Source organism: Microbacterium sp. Ld4 (genome assembly GCF_045066555.1).
Classification (GTDB): Bacteria; Actinomycetota; Actinomycetes; order Actinomycetales; family Microbacteriaceae; genus Microbacterium.
The window spans coordinates 238,532-263,409 of the sequence record NZ_JBISHE010000013.1 but is presented as its reverse complement, the minus strand read 5'-3'; the positions used below and the strand labels follow the sequence as shown (position 1 = coordinate 263,409).

General features: G+C 71.0%; 28 protein-coding genes. 10 read left to right on the top strand and 18 right to left on the bottom strand.

The window, feature by feature from the left end; all coding sequences use genetic code 11:
- Positions 1-45: 45 nt before the first annotated feature.
- On the top strand, positions 46-1,425 hold the full coding sequence (purB, locus tag ACJJV7_RS11930) for an adenylosuccinate lyase (protein WP_405374455.1): 1,380 nt from the start codon (positions 46-48) through the stop codon (positions 1,423-1,425).
- Between the two features lie 24 nt (positions 1,426-1,449).
- On the opposite strand, the gene ACJJV7_RS11925 is transcribed toward purB, so the two are convergent.
- The gene (locus tag ACJJV7_RS11925) at positions 1,450-1,839 is read right to left on the bottom strand and encodes a hypothetical protein (protein ID WP_405374457.1); all 390 of its coding nucleotides are present in this window, start codon (positions 1,837-1,839) and stop codon (positions 1,450-1,452) included.
- A complete protein-coding gene (locus ACJJV7_RS11920) occupies positions 1,836-2,471 on the bottom strand; it encodes an acyl-CoA synthetase (protein ID WP_405374459.1) in 636 nt (211 codons plus the stop codon). Before ACJJV7_RS11920 ends, ACJJV7_RS11925 begins: the two co-directional genes overlap by 4 nt.
- A gap of 110 nt (positions 2,472-2,581) precedes the next feature.
- Here ACJJV7_RS11920 and ACJJV7_RS11915 point away from each other — a divergent pair, with 110 nt between their 5' ends.
- A complete protein-coding gene (locus ACJJV7_RS11915; RefSeq protein ID WP_405374461.1) occupies positions 2,582-3,748 on the top strand; it encodes a PQQ-dependent sugar dehydrogenase in 1,167 nt (388 codons plus the stop codon).
- Here ACJJV7_RS11915 and ACJJV7_RS11910 read toward each other — a convergent pair.
- The 4 genes from ACJJV7_RS11910 to ACJJV7_RS11895 form a co-directional block, all read right to left on the bottom strand.
- On the bottom strand, positions 3,723-4,169 hold the full coding sequence (locus ACJJV7_RS11910) for a hypothetical protein (protein WP_405374462.1): 447 nt from the start codon (positions 4,167-4,169) through the stop codon (positions 3,723-3,725). The two genes, ACJJV7_RS11915 and ACJJV7_RS11910, sit on opposite strands and share 26 nt — an antisense overlap.
- Positions 4,170-4,251: 82 nt before the next feature.
- Positions 4,252-5,049 (bottom strand): alpha/beta fold hydrolase, encoded by a 798-nt coding sequence (locus tag ACJJV7_RS11905; RefSeq protein WP_405374464.1) that lies wholly within the window; start codon positions 5,047-5,049, stop codon positions 4,252-4,254.
- 44 nt (positions 5,050-5,093) lie between these two features.
- Positions 5,094-6,605 carry an MATE family efflux transporter gene (locus tag ACJJV7_RS11900; protein WP_405374465.1) on the bottom strand — a complete coding sequence of 504 codons (1,512 nt, stop codon included), beginning with the start codon at positions 6,603-6,605 and terminating at the stop codon, positions 5,094-5,096.
- Positions 6,606-6,742: 137 nt separating this feature from the next.
- Positions 6,743-7,573 (bottom strand): aldo/keto reductase, encoded by an 831-nt coding sequence (locus ACJJV7_RS11895; protein WP_405374466.1) that lies wholly within the window; start codon positions 7,571-7,573, stop codon positions 6,743-6,745.
- Positions 7,574-7,737: 164 nt separating this feature from the next.
- Here ACJJV7_RS11895 and ACJJV7_RS11890 point away from each other — a divergent pair, with 164 nt between their 5' ends.
- Positions 7,738-8,322, top strand: a complete 585-nt coding sequence (locus ACJJV7_RS11890) for a sigma-70 family RNA polymerase sigma factor (protein WP_405374468.1) — start codon at positions 7,738-7,740, stop codon at positions 8,320-8,322.
- A 95-nt stretch (positions 8,323-8,417) separates the two neighbouring features.
- Positions 8,418-8,669: a hypothetical protein gene (locus ACJJV7_RS11885; protein WP_405374470.1), complete on the top strand. Its 252-nt coding sequence runs from the start codon at positions 8,418-8,420 to the stop codon at positions 8,667-8,669.
- Positions 8,670-8,703: 34 nt separating this feature from the next.
- On the opposite strand, the gene ACJJV7_RS11880 is transcribed toward ACJJV7_RS11885, so the two are convergent.
- Positions 8,704-9,969, bottom strand: a complete 1,266-nt coding sequence (locus tag ACJJV7_RS11880) for an FAD-binding protein (RefSeq protein ID WP_405374472.1) — start codon at positions 9,967-9,969, stop codon at positions 8,704-8,706.
- 65 nt (positions 9,970-10,034) lie between these two features.
- Positions 10,035-11,408 carry an APC family permease gene (locus ACJJV7_RS11875; protein ID WP_405374474.1) on the bottom strand — a complete coding sequence of 458 codons (1,374 nt, stop codon included), beginning with the start codon at positions 11,406-11,408 and terminating at the stop codon, positions 10,035-10,037.
- A 121-nt stretch (positions 11,409-11,529) separates the two neighbouring features.
- Here ACJJV7_RS11875 and ACJJV7_RS11870 point away from each other — a divergent pair, with 121 nt between their 5' ends.
- Positions 11,530-12,300, top strand: coding sequence for an EI24 domain-containing protein (locus ACJJV7_RS11870; RefSeq protein ID WP_405374476.1), 771 nt, complete (start codon positions 11,530-11,532; stop codon positions 12,298-12,300).
- 29 nt (positions 12,301-12,329) lie between these two features.
- Here ACJJV7_RS11870 and ACJJV7_RS11865 read toward each other — a convergent pair whose 3' ends face one another.
- From ACJJV7_RS11865 to ACJJV7_RS11855, 3 genes are all read right to left on the bottom strand, one after another.
- Positions 12,330-12,803: a DUF805 domain-containing protein gene (locus ACJJV7_RS11865; RefSeq protein WP_405374478.1), complete on the bottom strand. Its 474-nt coding sequence runs from the start codon at positions 12,801-12,803 to the stop codon at positions 12,330-12,332.
- A gap of 101 nt (positions 12,804-12,904) precedes the next feature.
- Positions 12,905-14,572, bottom strand: a complete 1,668-nt coding sequence (locus tag ACJJV7_RS11860; protein ID WP_405374480.1) for an FAD-dependent oxidoreductase — start codon at positions 14,570-14,572, stop codon at positions 12,905-12,907.
- Positions 14,573-14,738: 166 nt separating this feature from the next.
- A complete protein-coding gene (locus ACJJV7_RS11855; RefSeq protein WP_405374482.1) occupies positions 14,739-15,377 on the bottom strand; it encodes an isochorismatase family protein in 639 nt (212 codons plus the stop codon).
- A gap of 127 nt (positions 15,378-15,504) precedes the next feature.
- On the opposite strand from ACJJV7_RS11855, the gene ACJJV7_RS11850 reads away from it, so the two are divergent.
- Complete coding sequence (locus ACJJV7_RS11850; RefSeq protein ID WP_405374483.1) at positions 15,505-16,470, top strand: GlxA family transcriptional regulator; 966 nt, start codon at positions 15,505-15,507, stop codon at positions 16,468-16,470.
- Here ACJJV7_RS11850 and ACJJV7_RS11845 read toward each other — a convergent pair.
- Positions 16,422-17,420 (bottom strand): alpha/beta fold hydrolase, encoded by a 999-nt coding sequence (locus tag ACJJV7_RS11845; protein ID WP_405374485.1) that lies wholly within the window; start codon positions 17,418-17,420, stop codon positions 16,422-16,424. The two genes, ACJJV7_RS11850 and ACJJV7_RS11845, sit on opposite strands and share 49 nt — an antisense overlap.
- 64 nt (positions 17,421-17,484) lie before the next feature.
- Between ACJJV7_RS11845 and ACJJV7_RS11840 the strand changes: the two genes are divergently transcribed.
- Positions 17,485-18,504, top strand: a complete 1,020-nt coding sequence (locus ACJJV7_RS11840; protein ID WP_405374487.1) for an adenosine deaminase — start codon at positions 17,485-17,487, stop codon at positions 18,502-18,504.
- A gap of 9 nt (positions 18,505-18,513) precedes the next feature.
- On the opposite strand, the gene ACJJV7_RS11835 is transcribed toward ACJJV7_RS11840, so the two are convergent.
- Together ACJJV7_RS11835 and ACJJV7_RS11830 are read right to left on the bottom strand one after the other, a co-directional pair.
- On the bottom strand, positions 18,514-18,960 hold the full coding sequence (locus ACJJV7_RS11835; RefSeq protein WP_405374489.1) for an MSMEG_6728 family protein: 447 nt from the start codon (positions 18,958-18,960) through the stop codon (positions 18,514-18,516).
- Between the two features lie 2 nt (positions 18,961-18,962).
- On the bottom strand, positions 18,963-19,343 hold the full coding sequence (locus tag ACJJV7_RS11830; protein WP_405374491.1) for a DUF3253 domain-containing protein: 381 nt from the start codon (positions 19,341-19,343) through the stop codon (positions 18,963-18,965).
- 76 nt (positions 19,344-19,419) lie between these two features.
- Between ACJJV7_RS11830 and ACJJV7_RS11825 the strand changes: the two genes are divergently transcribed.
- Complete coding sequence (locus tag ACJJV7_RS11825) at positions 19,420-19,881, top strand: hypothetical protein (protein WP_405374492.1); 462 nt, start codon at positions 19,420-19,422, stop codon at positions 19,879-19,881.
- A 55-nt stretch (positions 19,882-19,936) separates the two neighbouring features.
- Entirely contained in the window at positions 19,937-20,326 is a 390-nt protein-coding gene (locus ACJJV7_RS11820; RefSeq protein ID WP_405374494.1) for a ribonuclease inhibitor, read from the top strand.
- 7 nt (positions 20,327-20,333) lie between these two features.
- Here ACJJV7_RS11820 and ACJJV7_RS11815 read toward each other — a convergent pair whose 3' ends face one another.
- From ACJJV7_RS11815 to ACJJV7_RS11800, 4 genes are all read right to left on the bottom strand, one after another.
- Positions 20,334-21,305 (bottom strand): Clp protease N-terminal domain-containing protein, encoded by a 972-nt coding sequence (locus ACJJV7_RS11815; RefSeq protein WP_405374496.1) that lies wholly within the window; start codon positions 21,303-21,305, stop codon positions 20,334-20,336.
- On the bottom strand, positions 21,298-21,549 hold the full coding sequence (locus tag ACJJV7_RS11810) for a hypothetical protein (protein ID WP_405374497.1): 252 nt from the start codon (positions 21,547-21,549) through the stop codon (positions 21,298-21,300). Before ACJJV7_RS11810 ends, ACJJV7_RS11815 begins: the two co-directional genes overlap by 8 nt.
- Positions 21,550-21,596: 47 nt before the next feature.
- The gene (locus ACJJV7_RS11805; protein WP_405374498.1) at positions 21,597-21,947 is read right to left on the bottom strand and encodes a DUF6804 family protein; all 351 of its coding nucleotides are present in this window, start codon (positions 21,945-21,947) and stop codon (positions 21,597-21,599) included.
- A gap of 77 nt (positions 21,948-22,024) precedes the next feature.
- The gene (locus tag ACJJV7_RS11800) at positions 22,025-23,209 is read right to left on the bottom strand and encodes a thiolase family protein (RefSeq protein ID WP_405374500.1); all 1,185 of its coding nucleotides are present in this window, start codon (positions 23,207-23,209) and stop codon (positions 22,025-22,027) included.
- Between the two features lie 107 nt (positions 23,210-23,316).
- Between ACJJV7_RS11800 and ACJJV7_RS11795 the strand changes: the two genes are divergently transcribed.
- Positions 23,317-24,867 (top strand): cryptochrome/photolyase family protein, encoded by a 1,551-nt coding sequence (locus tag ACJJV7_RS11795; protein WP_405374502.1) that lies wholly within the window; start codon positions 23,317-23,319, stop codon positions 24,865-24,867.
- The last annotated feature ends 11 nt before the right edge of the window (positions 24,868-24,878 follow it).

The following is a 24,878-nucleotide window of genomic DNA, read 5'->3' as shown; positions in this document are numbered from 1 at the left end:
CCTCCGCGCGATCGTGCGGAGCCCGCACACCCCGATCGGAGCCGCGTGACCTCTCCCTCCCTGTCTCTGAGCCCGCTCGACGGTCGGTATGCCGCCGCCGTCGCGCCGCTCGCCGAGTACCTCTCCGAAGCGGGCCTCAACCGCGCACGGGTCGAGGTCGAGGTCGAGTGGATCATCACGCTCACCGACAGGGGACTGTTCGGGTCGTCGGCGCTGACGGATGCCGCGAAGGAGTCGCTGCGTGCGCTCTACCGCGATTTCGGCCCCGACGACATCGCGTGGCTCGCCGAGAAGGAGGCCGTCACCCGGCACGATGTGAAGGCCGTCGAGTACCTCGTGCGCGACCGGCTGTCGTCGCTCGGACTCGACGACATCGCCGAGCTCACCCACTTCGCATGCACGAGCGAAGACATCAACTCCGCCTCGTACGCCCTCACCGTCAAGCGCGCCGTCGAGGGCGTCTGGCTGCCGAAGCTCCAGTCGGTGACCGCCGCCCTGGCCGCCCTGGCCGACGAGCACCGGGATGCCGTGATGCTCTCGCGCACCCACGGGCAGCCGGCCACGCCGTCGACCATGGGCAAGGAGCTCGCGGTCTTCGCCTGGCGGCTGCAGCGCGTGTCCGCTCAGATCGCGGGCGGCGAGTACCTCGCGAAGTTCTCGGGCGCGACGGGTACCTGGTCTGCCCATCTCGCGGCCGAGCCCGACGTCGACTGGCCGGCGCTGTCGCGCTCGTTCATCGAGGGTCTCGGGATCGATTTCAACGTGCTGACGACGCAGATCGAGTCGCACGACTGGCAGGTCGAGCTGTACGACCGCGTGCGTCACGCCGGCGGCATCCTCCACAATCTGGCCACCGACGTCTGGACGTACATCTCGATGGGCTTCTTCGCCCAGATCCCCGTGGCGGGCGCGACCGGCTCGTCGACGATGCCGCACAAGATCAACCCGATCCGGTTCGAGAACGCCGAGGCGAACCTCGAGATCTCGAGCGGTCTCTTCTCGACGCTCGGGCAGACCCTCGTGACCTCGCGCATGCAGCGCGACCTGACCGATTCGACGACGCAGCGCAACATCGGCGTCGCGTTCGGCCACTCGCTGCTCGCCCTCGACAACCTCCAGCGCGGCCTGACGGAGATCTCGCTGTCGCGCCACGTGCTGCTCGCCGACCTCGACGCGAACTGGGAGGTCCTCGCCGAGGCGATCCAGACCGTCGTCCGCGCAGAGATCGTGGCGGGACGCTCGAGCATCACCGACCCCTACGCGCTGCTGAAAGACCTCACGCGCGGCCGGCGCGTCGGCGCTCCCGAACTCGCCGAGTTCGTCTCGGGCCTCGACATCGGCGATGCCGCCAAGGAGCGGCTGCTCGCTCTGACGCCCGCAGGCTACGCCGGTCTCGCCGCCGACCTGGTCGACGAGCTGGGCTGACGCGCGACCGGGCGGCTCCCTCGGTCAGTGACCGCGGGGAGCGCCCGGGTCTCGGCCGTCACCGGAGCGGCGGTCGCCGCCGGTCGACGGCTCGTCGTCCGACTCGGGGTCTGCCTCGGGGTCGAGCAGGAGGCCCCGCTGCACCGGCGACGACATCTGCGCCGGGTCGATCGCGAGCAGCGACAGGGCGATGATCACGAGCGTCACGATGAAGGTGACGCCGGCGACGATGCCGGCGACCATCCAGGCGCGAAGATGCGGGTGCATCGCTCCTTCGGGAACCGGCCTCGGGGTCTGCAGGATCCCCATCGACATCAGGGTCACGACTCCGGCGAAGACGGCGGCGATGAGCGCGAGGGTCAGCAGCTGCGCGGGGCGCATGAGATCGCGGCGGGTGGGGTTCTTCTCGGTCATGCGTGGCCTCCGGAGGCGTCGGCCGGGTCTGCAGTGACCGCGGGGGCGGGACGCGGCGAGAACGCCGCGATCCCGAGGTAGACCGCGACGACCGCGGCGTATCCGCCGAACACGCCGACACCGATGGTGATGCCGGTCAGTTCGAACGAGCGCTGCGCGTCGGCGATGTAGTACTCGAGCAGGTAGCCGGGATCGGTGACGATCAGGCCCACGCCGAGGATCAGGGTGAGGATGCCGACGAACACCGCCTCGCGCGCTCCCGGCGTCGCGCGGCGGCGACCGACCAGGCCGACGACGAGCTCGGCGATGCCGGTGACGAACGCCCAGGTGACGACGAGGACGAAGAACATCTCTGTCGTCCGCATGGTCGGGAGACTTCCGGCGATGCCCGCGACGAGGGTGAGGAGCCCGAGGAGGACCGACGACCAGCGCTGTCCCGCGGGGAAGACGAGCCAGACCGAGAGCAGCAGCACGAGCGCGGTCGCGACGGCGAAGCCGCTGAAGACCGCCACGCCCACGGCCGCCGAATGGTCGATCGAGAAGGTGATCATCACCGCGGCGACGGCCGCGAAGAACGCGCGCGCCATCTGCAGGTGACGCGCCTCGAAGGCACGGGGTGCGACGTCTGACACGGTAGGGCTTCTCACACGAGGGGAAAGGTCTCCTCCAGTTTAGGTCGTCCCATCAGGGCGACTCCCCTCCGAGGGTTCCCGGTGGCCGCGAACCCGGGTTGACTGGGACGATGCACCGCATCGCGCGCCCCTCCGCCTCCCGTCCGCCGCGACGGATCCTTCGCAGCGGCGCTGCCGTCGGCGCCGTGCTGCTGCTCGCGGCCTGCGCGCCCGGCGCCCCCACGGCATCCGCGCCGTCACCCTCTGCCAGCGCGCCGACGCCGACGCCCACGCCGACCCCGACGCCCACCCCGGCACCCACGCCGACGGCCGCACCCGTCACACCGCGCACCGTCGTCGGCGGGCTCGAGGCGCCGTGGTCGATGGCGGTCATGGGCGGTTCGGTCCTGGTCAGCGAGCGCGACACGGCGCGCATCGTCGAGGTCGTCGGCGATGGCGAGCGCCGCGACGTCGGCACGGTGGCCGGGGTCGTGCACAGCGACGAGGGCGGCCTGCTCGGCCTCGCCAGCGACGGCGACCGCTCGCTCTTCGTCTACTCGACCGGCCCGAACGGCAACCGCATCGAACGGTACGACCTCACCGGGGCGCCGGGGTCGTTCGGGCTCGGCGAACCGGTCGTCGTGATCGACGGGATGCCGTCGGGCACCCACCACAACGGCGGCCGGATCGCATTCGGTCCCGACGGGATGCTCTACGTCGCGAACGGCGACACGAGCGACGAGCCGGCCTCGCAGGACCCGGAGTCGCTCGCGGGAAAGATCCTCCGCCTCGCGCCCGACGGGTCGGTGCCCGCCGACAACCCCGATCCCGCGTCGCCGGTCTACAGCCTCGGACACCGCAACGTGCAGGGGTTCGCGTGGGCCGCCGACGGCACGATGTTCGCGAGCGAGTTCGGCCGCAACTACCGCGATGAGCTCAACCGCATCGAGCCCGGCGGCAACTACGGCTGGCCCTACGTCGAGGGCACAGGCGGCGAGGCCGACGGCTTCATCGACCCGCTGCAGACCTGGACGACGGATGCCGCGAGCCCCAGCGGCATCGCCATCGCGGGCGACCAGATCGTCATCGCGAACCTGCGCGGCGAGGTGCTGCGCGTCGTTCCGGTGGCCGATCCGGCGTCGTCGACGGAGCTGTACGCGGGCGAGTACGGCCGCCTCCGGGATGTGACGATCGGGCCCGACGGCACGCTGTGGGTGCTGACGAACAACACCGACGGGCGGGGCGACCCCGGCGAGGACGACGACCGGATCGTCAGTCTGCCGGTGCCGCGGCCCTGACCAGTTCGCGAATGCGGGCCTCGACGGCATCCGTCATCTCGATCACCGCGAACGAGACCGGCCACATCTGGCCGTCGTCGAGCGCCGCGGTCTCGTCGAAGCTGACGGTGCCGTAACGGGTCTTGAACTTCGACGCCGGCTGATAGAACACGACGACCTTGCCGTCTTTGGCGTAGGCGGGAAAGCCGTAGAAGGTCTTGGGCCGCAGGTGCGGCGCCTCCTCGAGCACGATGACGTGCACCCGCTCTCCGATGATCCGGTCGACGCCCTCGAGCGCCTCGATCGCGGCGAGGCAGGCCTCGTTCTCCTTCTCGATCTTGGCGAGGCCCTTCAGGCCCTTCATCGCCTTGAGCTCCTCGGCGCGCTGCTTCATCGCCGCCTTCTCTTCGTCGGTGAAGCCGACGCCCGTCGCCTGTGCCATGTCGCGTCCTCTCGCTCGGGTCACGCCGATGCTCCCACGATCGCGCGCGCCGCGACAGACCGGTCCGGCGACGCCGAGGCGGTCACTGCCCGAAGAACTCCAGCGCCGCGTCGCGGAACACGCGCGCGCCCGGCGCGTTGAAGTGGTGACGGTCGGGGATCTCGAGGAACCGTCCGTGGGGCGCCGCTGCGGCGAGCGCTTTGGACCCCTCGATGATGCCGTCCTTCGAGCCGGTCGCGAACAACACCGGCTGCGGCGGCGCGTTCTCCGGGTCGGGATCGACGGTCCCGGTGGCGCGCATGCCGCCCGCGATCGCGAGCAGGGCACGGAGGTCATTGCCCGGCACCCGCTCGGTCAGGGCGATGTAGTTCTGCGTCACGGCATCCGTCACCGGCATGCCCTCGTCGACGTACGCGCGCACCTGGTCGAGGTCGAGGCGCCCGAGCGGGATGCCGTCGGGCACCCCGCCGAGCACGACCCGTTCGATGCGCGGCGCGAGGTCACGGGCGACCTCCCACCCGACGCGCGCGCCGAGCGAGTATCCGGCGTAGAACGCCTGATCGACGAGATAGGTGTCGAGCACCGCCTCGACGTCGGTCACCATCGTGCGCAGCGCATAGGCGCGGGCCTCGTGCGGCTTGTCGCTCAGGCCGTGACCGCGCTGGTCGACCGCGAGCACCCGGTAACCGGCGCGCAGGAGGTCGCGGACCCAGCCGGTGTTGACCCAGTTGTCGCGGGCGTTCGAGGCGAAGCCATGGACCAGCAGGACCGTGTGCGCATCGGCCGGGCCCCACTCGTACGTCGCGACGCGGTAGCCGTCGCCGACCATCACGAAGCGCGGATCGGGAACCTCGGTGAGAGCGGGGAAGGCAGTGGCCATCCCCCGATTGTGCACCGAACGGCCGCGGTCCGCGGCATCCGGTCTCAGCCCTTGCGTGCCAGACGCCGGCGGTCGGTGCGCCGTCCGCGGAGAGCGCGGCGCACGCGCGACGGGCGCGCGGGCAGCCGGACGGGTTGCGTGACCACCGTCTCGACCGACATCGACCCGTCGATGGGGCCGATCACGGCGATGGGCGTCGTCGGGGTGACCGTCATCGGCGCGCTCGGCATGGTGGCGAGGCGGCGATGCGCGACGAGGTACGCCGGGATCAGGATGACGGCGGCGCCGAACCACGCCAGCGGGTTCGACCAGGCGACACCGACGAAGCCCATGGCCGCGCCGAGTCCGACGGCGGCCGCACCGCGCGCGACGAGTTCGACCACGCCGGTGACCGTCGGGATGACGGTGCTCCCGAGACCCTGCAGCGCGCCGCGCGTGACGAACAGCACGCCGAGCGCGGTGTAGCTGACGCCGTTGATGACGAGCATGGAGACCGCGAGGTCGACCACCTCGTCGGCGCCGTCGCCGAGGAAGATCCGCACGATGGGTCCGCCGAGCGAGATGAGGAGCACGCCGAGCGCGACTGCCGCGATGACCGCGATCCAGGCTGCCTGGACGACGCCGCTGCGGATGCGATCGGGCCGGCCGGCGCCGTAGTTCTGGGCGACGTACATCGACACCGCAAGCGACATCGACTGCAGCAGGGCGACGGCCAGGCCGTCGACGCGCGATGCCGCGGTGTAGGCCGCCACGGCGTCGGAGCCGAGCGAGTTGAGCGCCACCTGCACGATGAGGGCGCCGATCGCGATGATCGACGCCTGGAAGCCCATGGGCAGACCGAGGCGGAGGTGCAGGGCGAGGTCGGCGCGCGTGATGCGCCAGTCGTCGCGGTGGAGGTGCAGCTCGGGGATCCGGCGCCGGACGAACTCGAGGCACAGGAGCACCGAGACCGCCTGGGCGATGACGGTCGCGAGGGCCGCACCCGCGACTCCGAATCCGAGCCAGGCGATCGCGGCGACGACGAGGACGACGTTGAGCGCGCAGGAGATCACGAGGAAGATCAGCGGCGTCCGCGAGTCGCCGATGGCGCGGATGACCGCGGACAGGAAGTTGAAGAACATCAGCGCCCCCGCGCCGAGGAAGCTGATCTGCGTGAACACGGTGGCGTCGGCGAGCAGCTCCGGGGGCGTCCGGAGGGCGACGAGCGCCGGCTCGGCGAGGAGGGGGGCGGCGACCGTCAGGAGCACCGTCGTGATGCCCGAGAGCACGGCGCCGGTCGCGACCGAGCGCCTGACGGCAGCGGCATCCCGCGCACCATAGGCCTGCGCCGTGGGGATGGCGAAGCCGGAGGTGAGACCCCACGCGAAACCGAGCAGAAGGAAGAGCAGGCTCCCCGTCGCGCCGACGGCGGCGAGCGCGTCGACGCCGAGCAGCCGCCCCACGACGACCGTATCGGCGAAGTGGTACAGCTGCTGCACCACGTTGCCGATCATGAGGGGCAGCGTGAACAGGAGGATGACGCGCCAAGGGCGGCCCGTCGTCAGGGAGGTGGCCATGCGAACTTTCCAGAAGATTTCGAATCGATTCGAGAAGACAGTGTATCGCCCGGCGCCCGAGAGGCCAATGGTGAGGGGGAGATCGACGACGAGGGGGCACCGCCGAAGCGATGCCCCCTCTCTGTGTGCCGCTCGGATCAGAAGGTCGCGGTGTCGGGATCCGACCCGACGCGGAGGTTGCGGTCGAGGCCGTCGATCGCCGCGATCTCATCGGCGCTCAGCTCGAAGCCGAACACGTCGACGTTCTGGGCGATGCGCTCGGGAGTCGACGACTTCGGGAAGACGATGATGCCCTGCTGCAGGTGCCAGCGGATGACGACCTGCGCGGGCGAGACGCCGTGTGCGGCCGCGGCATCGGCGACGGCCTTCTCGCCGAAGAGGTCGTACTTGCCCTGGCCCAGGGGCCCCCACGACTCGGTGCGGATGCCGAGCGGCTCCTGGAACCCGCGGAGCGCGCGCTGGGCGAACGCCGGGTGCAGCTCGATCTGGTTGATCGCCGGCACGGTGCCGGTCTCGTCGAGCACCCGCTGCAGGTGAGCCTGCTGGAAGTTCGAGACGCCGATCGACCGGGTGAGGCCCTCGGCCTTGAAGGTCTCGAGCTGCTGCCAGGTCTCGACGTACAGGTCCTTGTCGGGGCGCGGCCAGTGGATCAGGTAGAGGTCGACCCGGTCGAGCCCGAGCTTCTCCAGGCTCGCCTCGATCGCCGGACGCGCGGTGTCACGGCCCTGCTCGGAGTTCCAGAGCTTGGTCGTGACGAAGATCTCGTCGCGGGGGATGCCGGATGCCGCGATGGCGCGGCCCACGCCGGCCTCGTTGCGGTAGGCCGCCGCCGTGTCGATGTGGCGGTAGCCGGCTTCGAGGGCGACGCTGACGATGCGCTCCGCTTCGTCGGGGTCGACCTGGAAGACGCCGAGGCCGAGCTGGGGGATGGTGTTTCCGTCGTTGAGCGTGATGGTGGGAACAGTCATGCGCTCACCTTTCCAGGAATGGTGCGGCGCGCATACGGCTTGACGGCGAGCGTCAGATGCGGCAATGCCGGCCTGAATCCATTCACGTGACTGGAGTTCCTACCAGCATCCGGGTCGCGGGGCAAGCGTTCGCCACCAGGGGATTATCGGCGCAGGATTCAGTCATGTCCCCCACGCGCGATGCCTCGTCGGATGCCGCTCTCGCGGCGCTCCTCGTGAAGATCGCCGGGGCCGATGCGGCCGCCTTCGCGGCGCTCTACGACGCGACCGGCGGGCTGTCGTTCTCCCTCGCCGTGCGGGTCACCGGCGACCGAGGGCTCGCCGAAGAGGTGGTGCGGGAGGTCTTCGTCGAGATCTGGCGCGACGCCACGTCGTTCGACCCGGGCCGCGACCGCGCCGTGTCGTGGATCGTCTCCCTCACCCGCCGGCGGGCGATCGATGCCGTGCGCGCGCTCCGGGCCGCCAACGCCGACGAGGCCGCGCTCCCACTCCGCGTCGACGGCGACGAGATCCAGGCGCACATCGCCGACCTGAGCGTTCCCCAGCAGCGCGTGCTCGCGCTCGCCTACTTCGGCGGGCACAGCCAGAGCGAGATCGCTCGACTCAGCGGGCATCCGGTCGGAACCGTCAAATCCCACATGCGCGAGGCGCTCGACCGTCTCCGCGCGGCGTCCACCGCTGCAGAGGCCGCCGCCCGCCCGCTCGTGCGGCCGATCCAGGCCGATCCCCCGGCGCCCGCCGTCGCCTGAACCGCGCCGTCAGACTCCCGGGGCGCCGCATTTAGCATCCACCGGCAAAGCGCAACCCCGTGCCGGCGGCATCCACCCGCGGTTAGCGTTCGAGCATGAAGAGTTCAGAGATTCGATGGAACGACGAAGCCCGTGGCAAGATCCTCGACGACGCCGACCGCGTCCTGCGCACCGCCGTCGTCGAGCTGGCCGGTTCGGGCGAGGAGATGACGTCCGATGAGGCCTTCGCCGAGCTGACCAGCCGGCTGAAGGACAAGTTCATCGACTGGGAGCCGGGCCCCGATCTACGCAAGTACGCCGACGCGATCGCGAACGGCGAGATCGAGACCGACGGCGCCGAGAGCTGACACCTCCGCGCGAGCAGCGTCCGCGCGAGCGGCGTCAGCGCGAGAGGCCCAGCGCGCGCAGGTAGTCGCTCGCGAAGGCACCCCGGGGGTCGAGCCGTTCCCGGAGCGCGGCGAAGTCGCTCCAGTGCGGGTACAGCTCGGGCCATTCCTGCGGGGTGCGCTCCGTGAACACCTTGCCCCAGTGCGGCCGTGCGCCGAAGGGCGCGAGCGCAGCCTCGAGCGTGGGCAGGACGCCGGCGACGCCGGCGCCGTCGGCGATCCAGGTGAAGTGCAGTCCGACGCTGTCCCGACCGAACGCGGGCGACAGCCACAGGTCGTCTGCGGCGATGGTCCGGACCTCGCACACCTGCAGCATCGGAGCGATCACCGGAGCCAGCGCGCGCACCGCGGCGAGCGCCTCACCCGCGTGGGCCCGAGGCAGCAGGAACTCCGACTGCAACTCGTCGCCGTTCGAGGGGGTGAACTCCAGCCGGAAATGCGGCAGACGGTCGAGCCAGCGCCCGGCCTCACCTCCCTGGATCGTGCAGGACTGCGCCGACACCCCGGGAAGGGGATGCCGCGGCCCGCGTGCCTCCAGGCCCACGAGCAGCTCGGGCAGCGCCTCCGAAGCCGCGTCGGTGCGGGCCTTGCGCCAGACCTGGTCGATCACGTCGTGGTCGCGGAAGGTCGTGAACAGCGACACGCTGTACGCCGACGAGGCGATCTCGTCGAAGGCCCGGATGGCCTCGTCGAAGGGGATGCGCTCGTAGACGGTCTGCGCCACCTCGAAGCTCGGCTCGATCGCCAGCTCCACGGTCGTCACGACACCGAGGGCGCCGAGCCCGACGACGACGCCCGCGAGATCGGCATCCGTCTCGGAGACCGAGATCAGCTCTCCCGAGGAGGTCACGAGGTCGACACCCGTCACAGCCGCGGCAAGCGACCGGTTCGCGACACCCGAGCCGTGCGTGCCGGTGCTCACGGCCCCGGCGATCGAGATGTGCGGCAGCGACGCGAGATTGGCGAGCGCCCAGCCGGCATCTTCGAGGTGGCGGGCGAGCACGCCGTAACGCACACCGCCCCCCACGCGCACCCGGCGCCGGGACTCGTCGATCTCGATCGGCACGTCGAGGTCACCGAGGGAGAGCAGGATGCCGTCGGTGTCGGCGATCCGGTTGAACGAGTGGCGTGACCCCAGCGTCTTGACCGCGGCGGCATCCGCGACGATCGTCTGCACCTCGTCGACCGTCCGGGGAACGACCAGGCGCTCGGCGGAGTATCGGATGTTGCGGGACCAGTTCGTCCCGGCGGCGTCGCTCATGGGTGTCCACTTCCGGCCGGATCGTCGGCCACCGCCCAGCCTAGGCGCGGCGGTGGCCGGCGGGCTCAGACGGTGTCGATCGACCCGGTGCGGGCCTTCTCGTCGGCGATCTTCTGGTCGCCGCGCTGGCGGCCGTAGCGGGCCACGAAGAAGAGGATCGTGCCGACGACGACGTATCCGGCCGTCGCGAGCCAGACGATTCCGGTCTGCTGCGTGAGCAGCACGATGCTGGCGATGATCGCCAGCACGGGCACGATGCGGGGCACCGAGAAGTGCTTGTGCTCGACCTTGTCCTTCTTGAGCACCAGCACGCTCACGTTGGCCGAGAGGAACACGAGGAGGAGAAGAAGGACGGTCGTGTTGGCGAGCGTGCCGATGTCGCCGACGACGGTGAGGGCCATGGTCGCGAGAGCCACGACGACGATCGACACCCAGGGCGTGCGGCGCTTCGGCAGCACCCGGCCGAACGCGTGGGGCAGCAGGCCCGACTCGGCCAGGCCGTAGCCGACGCGGCTGGCCATCACCATGAACAGCAGCGCGCCGTTGGCGATGGCGACGAGGGCGATGATACTGAAGAGCCAGCCGGGAACGGCGAAGCCGCTGGCGGTGATGACCTCGAGCAGCGGGCCGGTCGATTCGGCGAGCTCGGTCGGCGGCACGACGATGACGGCGCCGATGGCGATCATCAGGTAGATGACGGCGGCGGTGCCGATCGCCCCGAACAGCGCCCGCGGGTACGCCTTCGAGGGGTTCTTTACCTCTTCGGCCATGTTGGCGGCGGCTTCGAAGCCGAGGAACGAGAAGAAGGCGACGATGGATGCCGCGAACGCGCCCTGCAGCGGGGGCACATCGGGGGCGAACTCGAAGATGCGCGAGGGCTCACCGGCGCCGCTCGCGAAGACCATGGCGGCGACGACGATGACGATGATCAGACCCGTCACTTCGATCATCGAGGCGACGAGGTTCGCGCCGAGCGACTCGCGCACGCCGCGGAGGTTGATGAGTGTCAGTGCCGCGATGAAGACGATGGCGACGGGGATCGGCGGCACATCGAAGAGCGCACCGAAGTAGTCACCGGCGAAGGCGTTGGCGAGCGCTGCCGCGGTCGTGATGCCCGACGCCATCATGAGGAACCCGACCAGGAACGAGAGGAAGGGCACACCGAAGGCGCGATCGACATACCGGGCGGCGCCGCCGGCGTGCGGGTACTTGGTGATCAGCTCGGCGTAGGTGCCGGCCGTCAGCAGGGCGACGACCAGGGCGATGAGGAGAGGCAGCCAGATGACACCGCCCACGTCGTTCGCCATGGTGCCGACGAGGGTGTAGATGCCGGCGCCCAGCGTGTCGCCGACGATGAATGCGAAGAGCAGAGGGGTGCCGATCGCGCGCTTCAGGCCCGGCTGCGTTGCCGCGGGCGGCGCGGAGGTCTCGTTCGTCATCGCACCACTTCAGCCTGCTCGTGCGGATCCTGCAACCCCTGGCGTTTCGCCCGGCGATCTGATTTCGGGTTGTGTAAAGCGCGTCCACGTCACGTTCGCACGCTCACGGCAGGATGAGTCCATGACCGATTCCGCTGTCCCCACCCGCGCCGCCGGCTCGTTCGTCCGCGGCGTGCGCGACCTCGCGCAGGGGTTCGGCTACTGGCGCCGCACCCCGCGCTCGATGCTCCTCGGCCTCATCCCCGCGGCGATCGTCGGGGTGGTCCTCCTGGCCGCCCTCATCACTCTCGCGGTCTTCCTCACCGACATCGTCGACGCCCTGACGGGGTTCGCCGACTCGTGGACCGCGCTGGCGGCATCCCTCGTCCGATTCGCGATCGGCACCGGCATCCTCGGGGGAGCCATCGTGATCGCGGTCGTGTCGTTCACGGCGCTGACCCTCATGGTCGGCGACCCGTTCTACGAACGCATCTGGCACGCGGTCGAGACCGATCTCGGCGATGCGCCCGCCGGCTCCGACTACGGGATCTGGCGCTCGATCCGCGACGGCATCGGCCTCGTGCTCCGGGGCCTCGTCGCGGCGCTGATCGCGGCGCTCCTCGGCCTCGTGCCGCTGGTCGGCGGCGTGCTCGGCGCGGTGACGGCCGCGTCGCTGACCGGCTGGCTGCTCGCAGACGAGCTCACCTCGCGCGCGCTCACGGCACGAGGGCTGGATGCCGCGGCTCGCCGACGCCTCCGCCGCACCCACCGGGCGCGCGTGCTGGGCTTCGGCGTCGCGACGCAGCTGTGCTTTCTCGTGCCGCTCGGCGCCGTGTTCGCGATGCCCGCCGCGGTCGCCGGGTCGACGGTGCTCGCCCGAGCCCTGCTCGCCCCGGCGCCGCCTCGCGGCTGAGGTCAGTACTCGAAGCGCCGCGGCTGGCGTCAGCGGTCGAAGCGGGCGCCGCGCGGGTTGGCGGGCAGCAGGACGAGCACCAGCACGACGATTCCGCCCAGGCCGGCGATGAGGTTGAGGAAGTAGAACGGACCGGCGAAGTCGGCGTCGTGCAGTCGGCGCCAGTAGAGCGCGAGCAGGGGCACGACGGTGACCAGCTCCCAGAGCACCAGCACGGCGGTCCCGACACCGAGCAGGAAGCCCGGCTCGCTCTTGCCCGTCACGGGGTCGACGGTCGCGCCGGCGATCCCGCCGGCGATCATGAACGCGATGATGGCGACGATCACGAGCACGTGGATCAGGTGCCACCACCAGAACTCGCTTCGGCTCGCGCGGCCCGAGAACGTGGCGTACTTCTGCCAGAAGCGGGCGAAGGCCTGCGGCAGCGAGGCGCCGTACAGGGGACGGGACAGCGGCGCCGCACCGGCGGGCTTGCCGAGCTGGGGGGCGGGGGCATAGGTCACGGGATTCTCCCTGTCGAGATGGCGCCACCGAAACGGTGGCTCGCCTCATCCTGCCCGAGCGCGGAGCACGCTGCGGACCCCTGCCCTCCGCGCTCGATGCACTAACGGTCGGCGCCGCCCGCCGCCGCCGGCGGCGGCGTCGTGCGGGTCGCCTCGCGCCCGGCCGACCAGGTGAGGTATCCGCCGTCGAGGTTTCGCACGTCACGCCCGTGCTGAGTCAAGATGCGGGCCGCGATGTGACCGCGGAGCCCTGCCTGGCAGTGCACGACGACCGGGCCGCCCGGCACCTCGCCCAGGCGATCACGCAGGTCGTCGAGCGGGATGTTGACCGCGCCGGCGATCGCTCCGGCGGCGAACTCCTGCGCCGTCCGCACGTCGATCAGCGACGCGCCCGCGTGCTGAGCGGCGTCGAGCTCGTGCCACTGCACCGTCGAGGTCGTTCCGGTGCGCGCGTTCTCGGCGACGTAGCCGAGGAAGTTCACGGCATCCTTCGCCGAACCGAACTGCGGGGCGTAGGCGAGCTCGAGCTGCGCGAGCTCTGCCGCCGGAAGACCGGCATGCATGGCCGTCGCGATCACGTCGATGCGCTTGTCGACCCCGTCCCGGCCCACGATCTGCGCTCCGAGGATGCGATCGGATGCCGGATCTGCCAGAAGCTTCATGGCGAGCGGTTCGGCGCCGGGGTAGTAGCCCGCGTGCGAGCCCGGGTGGACGTGGACGACGTAGTGGTCGCGGCCCGCCGCGCGGAGCTGCGCCTCGCTCCACCCGACCTTCGCGACCACGAGGTCGAAGACGCCGACGATGCCGGTGCCGAGTGAGGGCCGAGCCGACTCGGCGCGACCGGCGATCACGTCGGCGACCATGCGTCCGTGCCGGTTCGCGAGGCCCGCCATCGTGACGAGGGCCGCGCCTCCTCCGATGAGGTCGCGCTTCTCGGCGCCGTCACCGATCGCGAAGATGTCGGGGTCGCTCGTGCGGCACGACTCGTCGACCCAGATCCCGCCGGTCTCGCCGATGCGGAGGCCTGCCGCCACCGCGATGCCGCTCTCGGGCACGACGCCCGATGCGTCGACGATGAGCTCGGCCTCGCACGACGTTCCGTCGCTGAGCACGACCGCGCCCGCCTCGACGCGGTCGATCGTGACCCCGAGCCGCACGTCGACGCCCCGTGCGCGCACCGCCGACGCGACGGGAGCGGCCATCTCGGGATCGAGCGGCGACAGCAGGTGGGACCCTCTGTGCAGCAGGGTCACGCGCGCCCCGCGAGCGACGAGATTCTCGACCGCTTCGAGGCCGGTGTACCCGCCGCCCACGACGACGACCCGTGTTCCCTCTCGGCCGAGAGCGGCGTGGAGGGCGTCGGCGTCGCCGACGGTGCGGAGACTCAGCGTCGGGACGCCGCCGGCCGGCTCGTCACGACGCGGCCGCGCGCCGGCCGCGAGGATCAGCCGGTCATAGCTCTCCGAGTGCCGCTCGCCACTGTCCAGGTCGACGACGTGCACCGTGCGGTGCTCCCTGTCGACGGCGACCACCTCGTGGCGAACCCGGACGTCGAGCCGGAAGCGCCGATGCAGGGATGCCGGGGTCTGCAGGAGGAGGGAGGATCGGTCTTCGATCGTGCCGCCGACGTAGTACGGCAGGCCGCAGTTCGCGTAGGAGACCTCGGGTCCGCGCTCGAACACGACGATCTCCGCCGCCTCGTCGAGTCGCCGGAGCCGCGTGGCCGCCGACATCCCGCCGGCGACGCCGCCCACGACCACGACCTTCATCCGGTTCCCGCCTCTTTCTGTCACCTTCCAGTCTGCCCGCGCGGGGGCAGGACCTGGACCACGTCGTGCTCGATGAGGATGGCCCGGTGCGTGCCGGCCATGCTCCGCGCGATGCGGATGCCGACGTCGATGACGCGTCGGACGGCTGCCCGCGGAGCCCGCCGGTTCATCGCTGGTCGGCGCGTTCGGCGCCCACGACCGCCGACTGCACGAGGTTGTCGCCCTCGAGCGGCGCTCCCGCGGTCACAGCGGCGATCCACCCCTCCGTCGAGGTCACCGACGCGAAGTTCGAGTGCAGAAGAGCCATCAGCGTCGTGTGCACGGTCTTCGCGTCGACCGCGCCGGCGGCGTTCGCGATGTGGATCGCACCCGTGGCATCCGACAGGACTTCTGCGGCGAGACCGTGCGTCTCCGCCTCGGCCGCCGAGGCGATGATGCAGTTGTTGGTCATGTATCCGACCAGGGTGATCGTGTCGACCTCGTTCGCCGCGAGCCAGTCAGCGAGACCGGTGCCCGCGAAGACCGTGCCGTACTGCTTCGTGATGCTCTTGACCCCGGCGCCGAGACGACTCGCGACATCGGGGTGGAGCGCGTAGCCGTCGGTCGTGGGGTCGAAGATCGGCGCCCCCTCGCCGGTGCGGTGCTGAACGGCGACGATGGGGATGCCGGCAGCGGTGGCAGCGTCGATCGCGGCGGTGATGCGAGGCAGCGACTCGGCGTGCGGCGGGAACTGGATCTCGAGCGGACCGGAGAAGTAGTCCTGCTGCACGTCGACGAGGATCAGTGCGCGGCGGGGGGTGGTCATGTCTGGGTGCTCCTGGGATGTCGTCGCAGCGGTTCGGCTGCGCTCTTCGAGCTTCGTGCGCAGGCGGGCCGATCGCCATTGGCACGAATGACGGAATACGATGGATTCAGGCCATCGAAGGGATGCCATGAAGATCGCCGTCTACGCGTTCGACGGAGCGACCATGTTCCACGTGTCGACGCCGCAGCTCGTCTTCGACGAGGTGAAGCGCCACGGGTTCGAGGCGTGGGAGACCACCCTGTTCTCCGATCGCGCCGGATCGATCCGCACCGCCGAGGGGTACACGATCGCGGGCGTCGAGGGCCTCGCCGCCATCGCCGACGCCGACATGGTGATCATCCCCGCGTGGGAGCGACGGGGGCGAGAGGTCGGCGCCGACCTCCGTCAGGCGCTGCAGGGAGCCCATCAGCGCGGAGCCTTCATCGCGGGTCTCTGCCTCGGCGCGATCCTCGTGGCCGACGCGGGCCTCCTGGCAGGCCGGGCCGCCGTCACCCACTGGCAGGCCGTCGATGAGCTCGCCCAGCGGCATCCCGACATCGCGGTCGACGCGTCGGCGCTGTACCTCGACCTGGGCGACGTGCTCACCTCGGCCGGCACCGCATCAGGGCTCGACGCCTGCCTGCACATCGTCCGATCCCGGCTCGGGGCCGACGCCGCGAACCGGGTGGCGCGCTCGCTGGTCATCGCCCCGCACCGGGAGGGCGGACAGGCCCAGTACATCGAGCGGCCCGTGCCCGCGAACCTGACCGGCGACCCCATCGCGAACTCGCTCGAATGGGCGCTCGCCCACCTGGCCTCGGAGATCGACGTCGAACGGCTGGCCGCCCACGCGCACATGAGCCGGCGCTCGTACGTCCGCGCCTTCCGGGCCGCGACCGGCACGACCCCCGCCGCGTGGGTGCGCTCACGCCGGCTCGACGAGACCCGTCGCCTGCTCGAGACGACTGATCTGAGCGTCGATCAGATCGCGGATGCCTGCGGGTTCGGAAGCCCGATCACGCTGCGGCAGAACTTCCTCTCGGCGTTCGGCTGCACGCCGTCGAGCTATCGGCGGCGGTTCGATGCGCGCGCGGAGGCGCCGCTCGGCGCGTAGGCCTCCCACAGGATGCGGGCATGCCGCGCCTTAGCCCGCGCGACGCCCTTCTCATCGCCGCGGAGTGCGCTGAACCATTCGGCGGCGCGTGACGCGAACGCCTCCCAGACCATCGCCGCGCCCGCCCACCGCGGCGGCGGAACGGCGGCCTCCGCCGATGACAGGCGTCCCCGGCGCGCGAGGGTGCCGTCGATGTGACCGACGGTCAACTCGGCGACGCCGACGGCGTGACCGTTGATGATCGAGTGCGCGGCGCCCTCGATCTCCCAGCGCCAGGCATCCGCCGCGGCCGCGATCAGCCGGGAGTGGAACCGCCTCGGCGAGGTGGTGTCGAACTCGCCGCGGATGAAGAGGATCTTCGCCTCGGTGCGCCCGACGCGCTCGACGATGCGATAGCGGAGCATGTGCGGCAGCACCGTGAGGAAGTAGACGACGCCGCAGAGCAGGTAGGCGGAGAACGCCGTGAGGGCGAGGTGGAGCGACTCGCGCGCCGCCGATTGGCCGAAGCGCAGCGCCGCGACCGGCAGCGCGCGCTCGGCGTCGTTGATCACGGGGCTGATGAGGACGGCATGCGTGAGGTCGGGCCGCCGGATCAGCAGCTCCGTCACGATCTGCGTTCCCATGGAGTGGCCGATGAGCACGGGGTTCTCGAGGCCGTAGTGGTCGATCACCGCCTGCACGTGATCGGCGAAGAAGCCCGCCGTCGGCTGGTTGTCCGGCCGCGGCATTCCCGCGAACCCCGGCAGGTCGAGGGCGAACACATCGCCCCGGAGGGCGAGGGTGGGAGCGAGGAACTCGAAGTAGTAGGCCGCGACCCCCACTCCCGCCACGAGGATGAACGGCCGCGCACTGTCGTCGGCCGTCGACTCGACCCGGGTGACGCGCGTGATGGCTCCGTCCAGCTCGACATGGTCGACCGTGATGTCGATCGGGTCGGGGGTGACGGGCATCCCCCCAGGATGCCAGGTCGCGATGCGTACGCTGGTTTCTCGTGATGACACGAACGGTGACCTGGTGACGGCGGCTCGCGGCGCGGCATCCGCCCTCGGCTCCCTCCCGAAGGCCGAACTGCACCTCCACATCGAGGGCACCCTCGAGCCGGAGCTCGCCTTCGAGCTGGCCGGGCGCAACGGCGTGACCCTGCCGTTCGCCGATGTCGACGATCTCCGCCGCCGGTACGACTTCGAGGACCTCCAGTCCTTCCTCGATCTGTACTACGCCGCGATGGCCGTGCTGCAGACAGCGCAGGACTTCACCGACCTCGCCGTCGCCTACTTCGAACGCGCCGCCGCCGACGGCGTGCGCCACGTCGAGATGTTCTTCGACCCGCAGGTGCACAGCGCCAACGGCGTGCCGCTCGATGCCGTGCTCGACGGACTCCTCGCCGGTTTCGCGGTCGCCGGCGAGCGCTGGGGCATCAGCGGTGGCCTGATCGTCTGCATCGTGCGCGACCACCCCGTCGCCTCCGCCGAGTCGCTCCTGGACGAGATCGCCCCGCGCGCGCACGAGCTGCTCGGCATCGGGCTCGACTCCGCCGAGGTGGGTTACCCGCCGTCGCTCTTCGAGGGCGTCTTCACCCGGGCGGCCGCGCTCGGGCTGCACCGGGTCGCCCACGCCGGGGAGGAGGCGCCCGCGTCGTACGTCTGGGAGGCGCTGCGGCTGCTCGGTGTCGAGCGCATCGACCACGGCATCCGCTCCGTCGACGACCCCGCCCTGCTCGCGCACCTCGCCGAGAACCGGATCGCCCTGACGGTCTGCCCGCTGTCGAACCTGCGCCTGCGGGCGGTGCCCGATCTCGCCGCGCATCCCCTTCGTGCCCTGGTCGACGCGGGTGTCGTCGTGACCGTCAACTCCGACGATCCCTCGTACTTCGGCGGGTACATCGCCGACAACTACGCCGCCGTCGCCGAGATGGGCTTCGACCTCGACGAGCTCGCCGCCCTGGCCGAGAACTCGATCACCGCATCGTTCGCCGGCGACGCACGGAAGGCCGCGCTGATCGGCGAACTCCGCGCCTGGCGCGACGACCGCTGACGAACGGCGTCACTCGACGGCCGGCCAGACGTAGGGCAGATCGTCCGGTTCGGTGAACCCCTGCGACCTGTAGTGCTCGGCATCCTTGCGCACGAGGTTCGACCGGTGCGAGCGGTGCACCTCCTCGCGTCCGAGCCACGGCGGCAACGGCACCGCACCGGATCGGTAGACCGCGGCGTCGTCGGCGACCTCGTCGAGGGTCGCGAGGGTCGACGCCCGTGTCGTGTCGGCGAATCCGCGCGAGACCCATTCGTCCACGAAAGCGTCCTGGTAGACCATGAGCGCCGGGCGGTAACCGCGCCACATCGCCACGACCGGATGGTGCCGCCAGCCGTAGTCGGGGATCGTCAGCGCGCGCATCACCTGCAGCGTCTCGACGCGCTGCTTGCCGAGCCGGGCCCGGTCGAGCGCGGCCGCGCTGCGCGCGAAGTCGGCGAAGGGGACGAAGGTCTGCACCGTCAGCGCGCCCGTCGGATGCGGATCGGACCCCGCGCCGTGGAGGGGTCGACGACGACGCCGCGCTGGGTGATCTCGACCTCACCGTCGGCGACGAGCCGGCGCGCCGCGCGGCGCGCCGGCTCCATGAGGTCACGCCAGTGCTCGCCGCCCACGGCCCGTGCCGCCTCGGACGGGCAGATCGTCGCCGAGGCCGCCCGCGCCGACAGGAGCTCGCGGATGGCGGTGGTCAGCTTCTCGTCGACGGGACGGATGCCGCGGCGCCGGCATCCGTCGGAGCAGAAGCGCACCTCGCTCCAGTTCTTCGCCCACTTCGCCCGCCACTGCATCTCACGGCCGCACGACGCACACGTCTTCGGGTCGGGAGTGGTGGCGCGGGGCATGGGTCCAGTATCGATCGGCCGGAACCGGCGGGCACGGGGGTTGCGCGAGGGCCCGGCTTTCGGTCAGGGTCGGGGCATGGATCGCGTGAGGCGGGCGGCGGCGGCAGCCGTGGGCGTCATGATCGTCTCGCTTGCGGGATGCGCTCCCGCGAGCGTCGATCACGAGGCGGCCCAGGACTGGCTGACGGCGATCACCGCGGAGCGCGATGGGACGCCCGGTCGCCTCGGGGCCGTGGGAGGCATGACGTCGCCGACCGAGCCGCAGACGGGTCAGGAGGGGATCACCCTGACCCTCGACGAGCCGGGCACGGTGAGCAAGGTCGACGTGCTCTGCTTCGGCGGACATTCGGCCGTCGCGAGTGTGACGACGAACTCCGCGGCGTCTGCGCTCGCAACGCAGACCGAGATCCCGTGCGACGAACGCGCGCACCGCATCGACGTGGGCGACGGCGCCGCGCCACGTCAGGGCGTCACGTCGGTGACGGTCAGCGTCCACAGCTCCACGACCACGACCTTCTACGCGGACGTGTATCCGTGACGGTGCGGCCCCTGCTTCTCGGAGCAGCACGGCGGCAGCCGACGAAGGGCGGCACATGGCCGTCTATGTGATCGAGGGTTCCCGTGTCGACGGGATCGCCGGGTTCTACGACGAGCTCAACCGGCTCTTCATGTCCGACGAGGACTGGCGCCTCGGCGAGAGTCTCGACGCCCTCGACGATCTTCTCTACGGAGGCATCGGCGCGCTCGACGGAGACGCTGACGTGCGCGTGGAGTGGGCGGACCACGAGCTCAGCCGTGCGGCACTGGGCCCGTCCGCGACCGATGCGTGGCTGAGCGCGAAACTCGCCCGCCCCGATCTCTACCGCTCCCCCACCATCGAGGCGCAGCTCACCGCGCTGAGGCAGGGGCGGGGCCCGACCTACTTCGAACTCGTGCTCGACGTCTTCGCCGGGCACCCGCAGGTGCAGCTCAGCCTGCGGTGACGACGGGTCAACCCCGCAGCGCTGCGCTGACGGACGAGCCGATGCGCGTCACCTGAACCCACAGCAGACCGCGGAAGACCGGACGCAGCAGCGCCATGGCGATCCGTCGACGGCGCGGGTGCGGGTGCGGTGACCGGCGCTCCCACTTGGCGTCGATGCGCAGCATGGTGCCGGCGGCGGCGGGCTCGAGCGCGAAGACGACGTGACGACGGTTCGCCCGGCGCGCTGCCGGCCAGGAGAAGGTCCACCTCGCGATCTGCTGCGCGGGGTCGGCCTCGACCGTGACGTGCATCGGCCCGAGCTCTCGGCTGCGCCCACCGGCGTCGTCCGCCGCTTCGGTGCTGACCCAGGTGCCCGACGGCCCTTCCTCGACCGAGTGGACGGTCGGGTCCCACTCGCCGAGCCGGCGCGGGTCTGAGATCAGCGCCCACGTCGCGTCGATGGATGCCGGGACGAATGCGGTCGTCGACCGTGACAGCGGATCGGAGCGGCGCGGGCTGACCGACGCCGGGAGCGGAGCCGCCTGATCGAGCCGTTCGGCGACGGCATCCGCCGACGTGCCGATGCGTTCGAGCACGTGCTCGACGAAGCCGCTCGGTTCGACGAGCAGCGCGCGGAGCACGGCCCCGGTGTCACCCGTCTCGCGGCGCGCAGCGGCGCGAGAGAGCACCTTCTGTGCGGCATCGGTCCATTCGTATCCGGTCGCCCCGTCGAAGGAGATCTTGCCCGGCGCGGGTGACGTCGTGTCGAGTCCGATCGACGCGAGCTGCGCGGCATGCTGCGCCGAGACCGCCTCGCGGGCCGACTCGATCGTGACACCGAGGCTCCGGAGCACCTGACCGGCGTCACCGTCGTCGAGCGTGAGCGCGAGGAGGAGGTGTTCGACACCGGCATCCTTCCCGCCACTGCGGGACACTTCTTCCATCGACGTGAGCCACAGTCGGTGGGTGGTCGCCACGACGGTCGACAACTTAGCCATTCGATCTCCTCCGGGGGACGTCGATCGACGCATCGACGCGTTTCGCGTACTTCTTGTGGACGGCTTGTCGGCTGACGCCGAGCGCGTCTGCGACACCCTGCCAGGTCATCCCAGCACGCAGAGCAGCCTCGACCTGTCGAAGTTCGAGAGCGTCCGCCAGGGTGCGGAGGGATGCCACTGCGCGGAGCCCCGCGCGGGGGTCCGAGGTGTCGCTCGCTGCTTCGACGGCCTTCAGTTCGGTCACATAAGCAACCTACGTTGACACGCCGCGCACTGTCAACCTAGGTTGCTTCAGCGCGCTCCGGGCCCCGGGCGGAGGATCTTGATCGTCGCGCCCGCCGCGAGGAAGGCCACGGCCGCGGCGAACTGAGCGCCGAGCCAGACCGGCCCCTCGAACCCGAACGGGAACATGGGGTTCCAGATCACGGCGATCGCCGCGAACACCGGCACCCACCACCAGTGCCGCGCCTGAACCGCGAACCAGCCGACGATCAGCGCGAGGATCGTGACGACGAACAGCACGCCCTGCTCCCAGTCGCTGCCGAGCAGCGCCGGGGCGAGGAAGAGCGCGGCGGCGGCGATGAGACCGGGCGCGAGGGCGTTGCGCTGGTACATCGACGGCGCCGGTGCCGCGCCGGTCATGACGGGGTCCGGACGGTGTGGCGGAAGGAGCGTCGGAGGATCATCACTCCGACCCTAACCCGCGCCGACACTCCCCCTCAGAGCCGTTCGATGATCGTGGCGTTGGCGAGCCCCGCGGCCTCGCACATCACCTGCAGGCCGTATCGGCCGCCGGTCTGCTCGAGGACCCCCAGCAGGGTCGCGGCCAGGCGCGCGCCCGACGCGCCGAGCGGGTGGCCGATGGCGAGTGCGCCGCCGTGGACGTTGATTTTGCTCCAGGGAGCGCCCGTCTCGGCTTGCCACGCGAGGACGACCGAGGCGAACGCCTCGTTGACCTCGAAGGCGTCGATGTCGTCGATGCGGAGGCCCGCCCGCGCGAGCACCTTCGCCGTCGCGGGGATGATGGCCGTCAGCATCAGGAGCGGGTCGTCGCCGACGACGGCGACCGAATGCACCCGCGCGCGAGGCGTGAGCCCGAGCCGCGCCGCCGCCGTCTCAGAGGTGACGAGGACGGCAGCCGCACCGTCGTTGACGGGCGAGCTGTTGCCGGCGGTGACCTTCCAGTCGATCTCGGGGAACCGCTCGCTCCACCGTTCGTCCCGGAACGCGGGCGCCAGACCGGCGAGGGTCTCGGGGCTGGTCGCGGGCCGGATCGTCTCGTCGGCGTCCAGGGACGGTATGCCGCTCACTCCCGCGACCTCGGGGCCGAACACTCCGTCTGCCCACGCCTTCGCGGCCCGGTGGTGCGATGCCGCCGCGACATCGTCGAGCTGCGCGCGGGAGAACCCCCAGCGGGCGGCGATCAGCTCGGCGGAGACCCCCTGCGGGACGAGGCCCGGAGCGTACCGTTCGGCGACCGAGGGGCCCGCGACATCGAAGCCGAGCCCGAGGCTCTGGGATCCGATCGGGATGCGCGACATCGACTCGATCCCCGAGGCGATCGCGACGTCGTAGGCGCCGGCCATCACTCCCTGCGCCACGAAGTGCAGGGCCTGCTGGCTCGACCCGCACTGCCGGTCGACGGTGACTCCCGGCACCGATTCGGGAAAGCCTGCCGCGAGCAGCGCCCAGCGCGCGGTGTTGCCCGACTGCTCGCCGACCTGACCGACCGCCCCGCTGATGACGTCGTCCACGACGGCCGGATCGATCCCGGTGCGACCCACGAGGGCTCGGAGCGCGGTCGCATGGAGCTCAACCGGGTGGACGCCGGCGTACGCACCGCCGGGCTTGCCCTTGGCGAGCGGGGTTCGGACAGCATCCACGATGACAGCTGACGTCGACATGCCTCGAATGCTAATGCGGGTCGGGATGCCGCGGGCAGATCGCTAGCGGGTGGAACGCCCCGCGACAACCCGTGGGGCGCGATGGCCGGTCCGCATACGCTGAGCCCGTGGTGCGGAACCTGATCATCGTGCTGGGCGACCAGCTCGATGCCGACGCGAGCGGATTCGACGGCTTCGACCCCGACCTCGACGGCGTCTGGATGGCGGAGGTCGCCGAAGAGTCCACGCACGTGTGGAGCAGCGTGCAGCGCACCGCGCTCTTCCTCACCGCGATGCGGCACTTCGCCGCGCACCTTCGCGCGGGCGGCCGCACCGTCCACTACACCGCGCTCGACGACGCCGGCAACCGCGGCAGCCTCGGCGCCCAGCTCGCCGCAGACCTCGAGCGGCTGCGCCCCGATCGCCTGATCATGACGGCGCCCGGCGAGTGGCGCGTACTGCAGGCGATGCGCGAGACCGCCGCGGCGGCAGGGCTCGACCTCGACGTGCGCGAAGACCGCCACTTCTTCTGCACCGTGCGCGAGTTCGCCGCTCACGCGGACGGCCGCGCGTCACTGCGGATGGAGTACTTCTACCGTGAGATGCGGCGACGACACGGCATCCTGATGACCGGCCGCGACCAGCCCGAGGGCGGCGCGTGGAACTACGACGCCGAGAACCGCAAGCCGTTTCCCCGTCAGGGGCCCGGGCTCGTGCCGCCGCGCTCGACCTTTCCGCCCGACGACATCACCCGCGAGGTGCTGTGCCTGGTGGGCGAACGTTTCGCCGACCATCCCGGGCGACTCGAGAGCTTCGCCTGGCCGGTGACCCGTGCGCAGGCGCTCGAGGCGCTCGACCTGTTCATCGCCGAGCGCCTCCCCTGGTTCGGCGAGACGCAGGACGCGATGTGGCCGGGCGAGCCCTGGCTCTGGCACGCGCACCTCTCGTCGTCGATGAACCTGAAGCTGCTGCATCCGCGCGAAGTGGTGGCGGCAGCCGAAGCCGCCTACCGTGCCGGGGCGGTGCCGCTCCCCGCGGCCGAGGGGTTCATCCGCCAGGTGCTCGGCTGGCGCGAGTACGTGCGCGGCGTCTACTGGACGCAGATGCCGGGGTACGCGCACCGCAATGCTCTCGAAGCCGCGGAGCCGCTGCCGGATTGGTACTGGACGGGCGACACCCCCATGGCCTGCCTGAAGGATGCCATCGGCACGACGCTCGACAACGGGTACGCGCATCACATCCAGCGGCTGATGGTGACGGGCCTGTACGCCATGCTCCTCGGCGTCGACCCCACGGAGGTGCACGCCTGGTATCTCGCCGTGTACGTCGACGCGGTCGAGTGGGTCGAGCTTCCGAACACGCTCGGCATGAGCCAGTTCGCCGACGGGGGCCTGATGGGCAGCAAGCCGTACGCGGCGACCGGAAAGTACATCGACCGCATGAGCCCCCACTGCCGCACCTGCCGGTTCGACCCCGCGCAGCGCACGGGCGACGACGCCTGCCCGTTCACGACCCTGTACTGGGACTTCCTCGTGCGGCACGAGCGCACCCTGGCGGGCAACCACCGGATGGCCCTGCAGGTGCGCAACGTCGCGCGTCTCGACGACGACGAGATCGTCGCCATCCGTGACCGCGCCGACTCCATCCGTCGCGGCGACCTCGCCGCTTCGCACGCCTGAGCAAGGAGAGA

What these genes read in the sequence shown, in the direction of transcription:
- ACJJV7_RS11925 (WP_405374457.1), bottom strand. Translation starts at nt 1,839, where the DNA reads ATGACCGAGAAGAACCCCACCCGCCGCGATCTCATGCGCCCCGCGCAG.
- ACJJV7_RS11915 (WP_405374461.1), top strand. Translation starts at nt 2,582, where the DNA reads ATGCACCGCATCGCGCGCCCCTCCGCCTCCCGTCCGCCGCGACGGATC.
- ACJJV7_RS11910 (WP_405374462.1), bottom strand. Translation starts at nt 4,169, where the DNA reads ATGGCACAGGCGACGGGCGTCGGCTTCACCGACGAAGAGAAGGCGGCG.
- ACJJV7_RS11905 (WP_405374464.1), bottom strand. Translation starts at nt 5,049, where the DNA reads ATGGCCACTGCCTTCCCCGCTCTCACCGAGGTTCCCGATCCGCGCTTC.
- ACJJV7_RS11900 (WP_405374465.1), bottom strand. Translation starts at nt 6,605, where the DNA reads ATGGCCACCTCCCTGACGACGGGCCGCCCTTGGCGCGTCATCCTCCTG.
- ACJJV7_RS11895 (WP_405374466.1), bottom strand. Translation starts at nt 7,573, where the DNA reads ATGACTGTTCCCACCATCACGCTCAACGACGGAAACACCATCCCCCAG.
- ACJJV7_RS11890 (WP_405374468.1), top strand. Translation starts at nt 7,738, where the DNA reads ATGTCCCCCACGCGCGATGCCTCGTCGGATGCCGCTCTCGCGGCGCTC.
- ACJJV7_RS11885 (WP_405374470.1), top strand. Translation starts at nt 8,418, where the DNA reads ATGAAGAGTTCAGAGATTCGATGGAACGACGAAGCCCGTGGCAAGATC.
- ACJJV7_RS11880 (WP_405374472.1), bottom strand. Translation starts at nt 9,969, where the DNA reads ATGAGCGACGCCGCCGGGACGAACTGGTCCCGCAACATCCGATACTCC.
- ACJJV7_RS11875 (WP_405374474.1), bottom strand. Translation starts at nt 11,408, where the DNA reads ATGACGAACGAGACCTCCGCGCCGCCCGCGGCAACGCAGCCGGGCCTG.
- ACJJV7_RS11870 (WP_405374476.1), top strand. Translation starts at nt 11,530, where the DNA reads ATGACCGATTCCGCTGTCCCCACCCGCGCCGCCGGCTCGTTCGTCCGC.
- ACJJV7_RS11860 (WP_405374480.1), bottom strand. Translation starts at nt 14,572, where the DNA reads ATGAAGGTCGTGGTCGTGGGCGGCGTCGCCGGCGGGATGTCGGCGGCC.
- ACJJV7_RS11855 (WP_405374482.1), bottom strand. Translation starts at nt 15,377, where the DNA reads ATGACCACCCCCCGCCGCGCACTGATCCTCGTCGACGTGCAGCAGGAC.
- ACJJV7_RS11850 (WP_405374483.1), top strand. Translation starts at nt 15,505, where the DNA reads ATGAAGATCGCCGTCTACGCGTTCGACGGAGCGACCATGTTCCACGTG.
- ACJJV7_RS11845 (WP_405374485.1), bottom strand. Translation starts at nt 17,420, where the DNA reads ATGCCCGTCACCCCCGACCCGATCGACATCACGGTCGACCATGTCGAG.
- ACJJV7_RS11830 (WP_405374491.1), bottom strand. Translation starts at nt 19,343, where the DNA reads ATGCCCCGCGCCACCACTCCCGACCCGAAGACGTGTGCGTCGTGCGGC.
- ACJJV7_RS11825 (WP_405374492.1), top strand. Translation starts at nt 19,420, where the DNA reads ATGGATCGCGTGAGGCGGGCGGCGGCGGCAGCCGTGGGCGTCATGATC.
- ACJJV7_RS11820 (WP_405374494.1), top strand. Translation starts at nt 19,937, where the DNA reads ATGGCCGTCTATGTGATCGAGGGTTCCCGTGTCGACGGGATCGCCGGG.
- ACJJV7_RS11815 (WP_405374496.1), bottom strand. Translation starts at nt 21,305, where the DNA reads ATGGCTAAGTTGTCGACCGTCGTGGCGACCACCCACCGACTGTGGCTC.
- ACJJV7_RS11805 (WP_405374498.1), bottom strand. Translation starts at nt 21,947, where the DNA reads ATGACCGGCGCGGCACCGGCGCCGTCGATGTACCAGCGCAACGCCCTC.
- ACJJV7_RS11800 (WP_405374500.1), bottom strand. Translation starts at nt 23,209, where the DNA reads ATGTCGACGTCAGCTGTCATCGTGGATGCTGTCCGAACCCCGCTCGCC.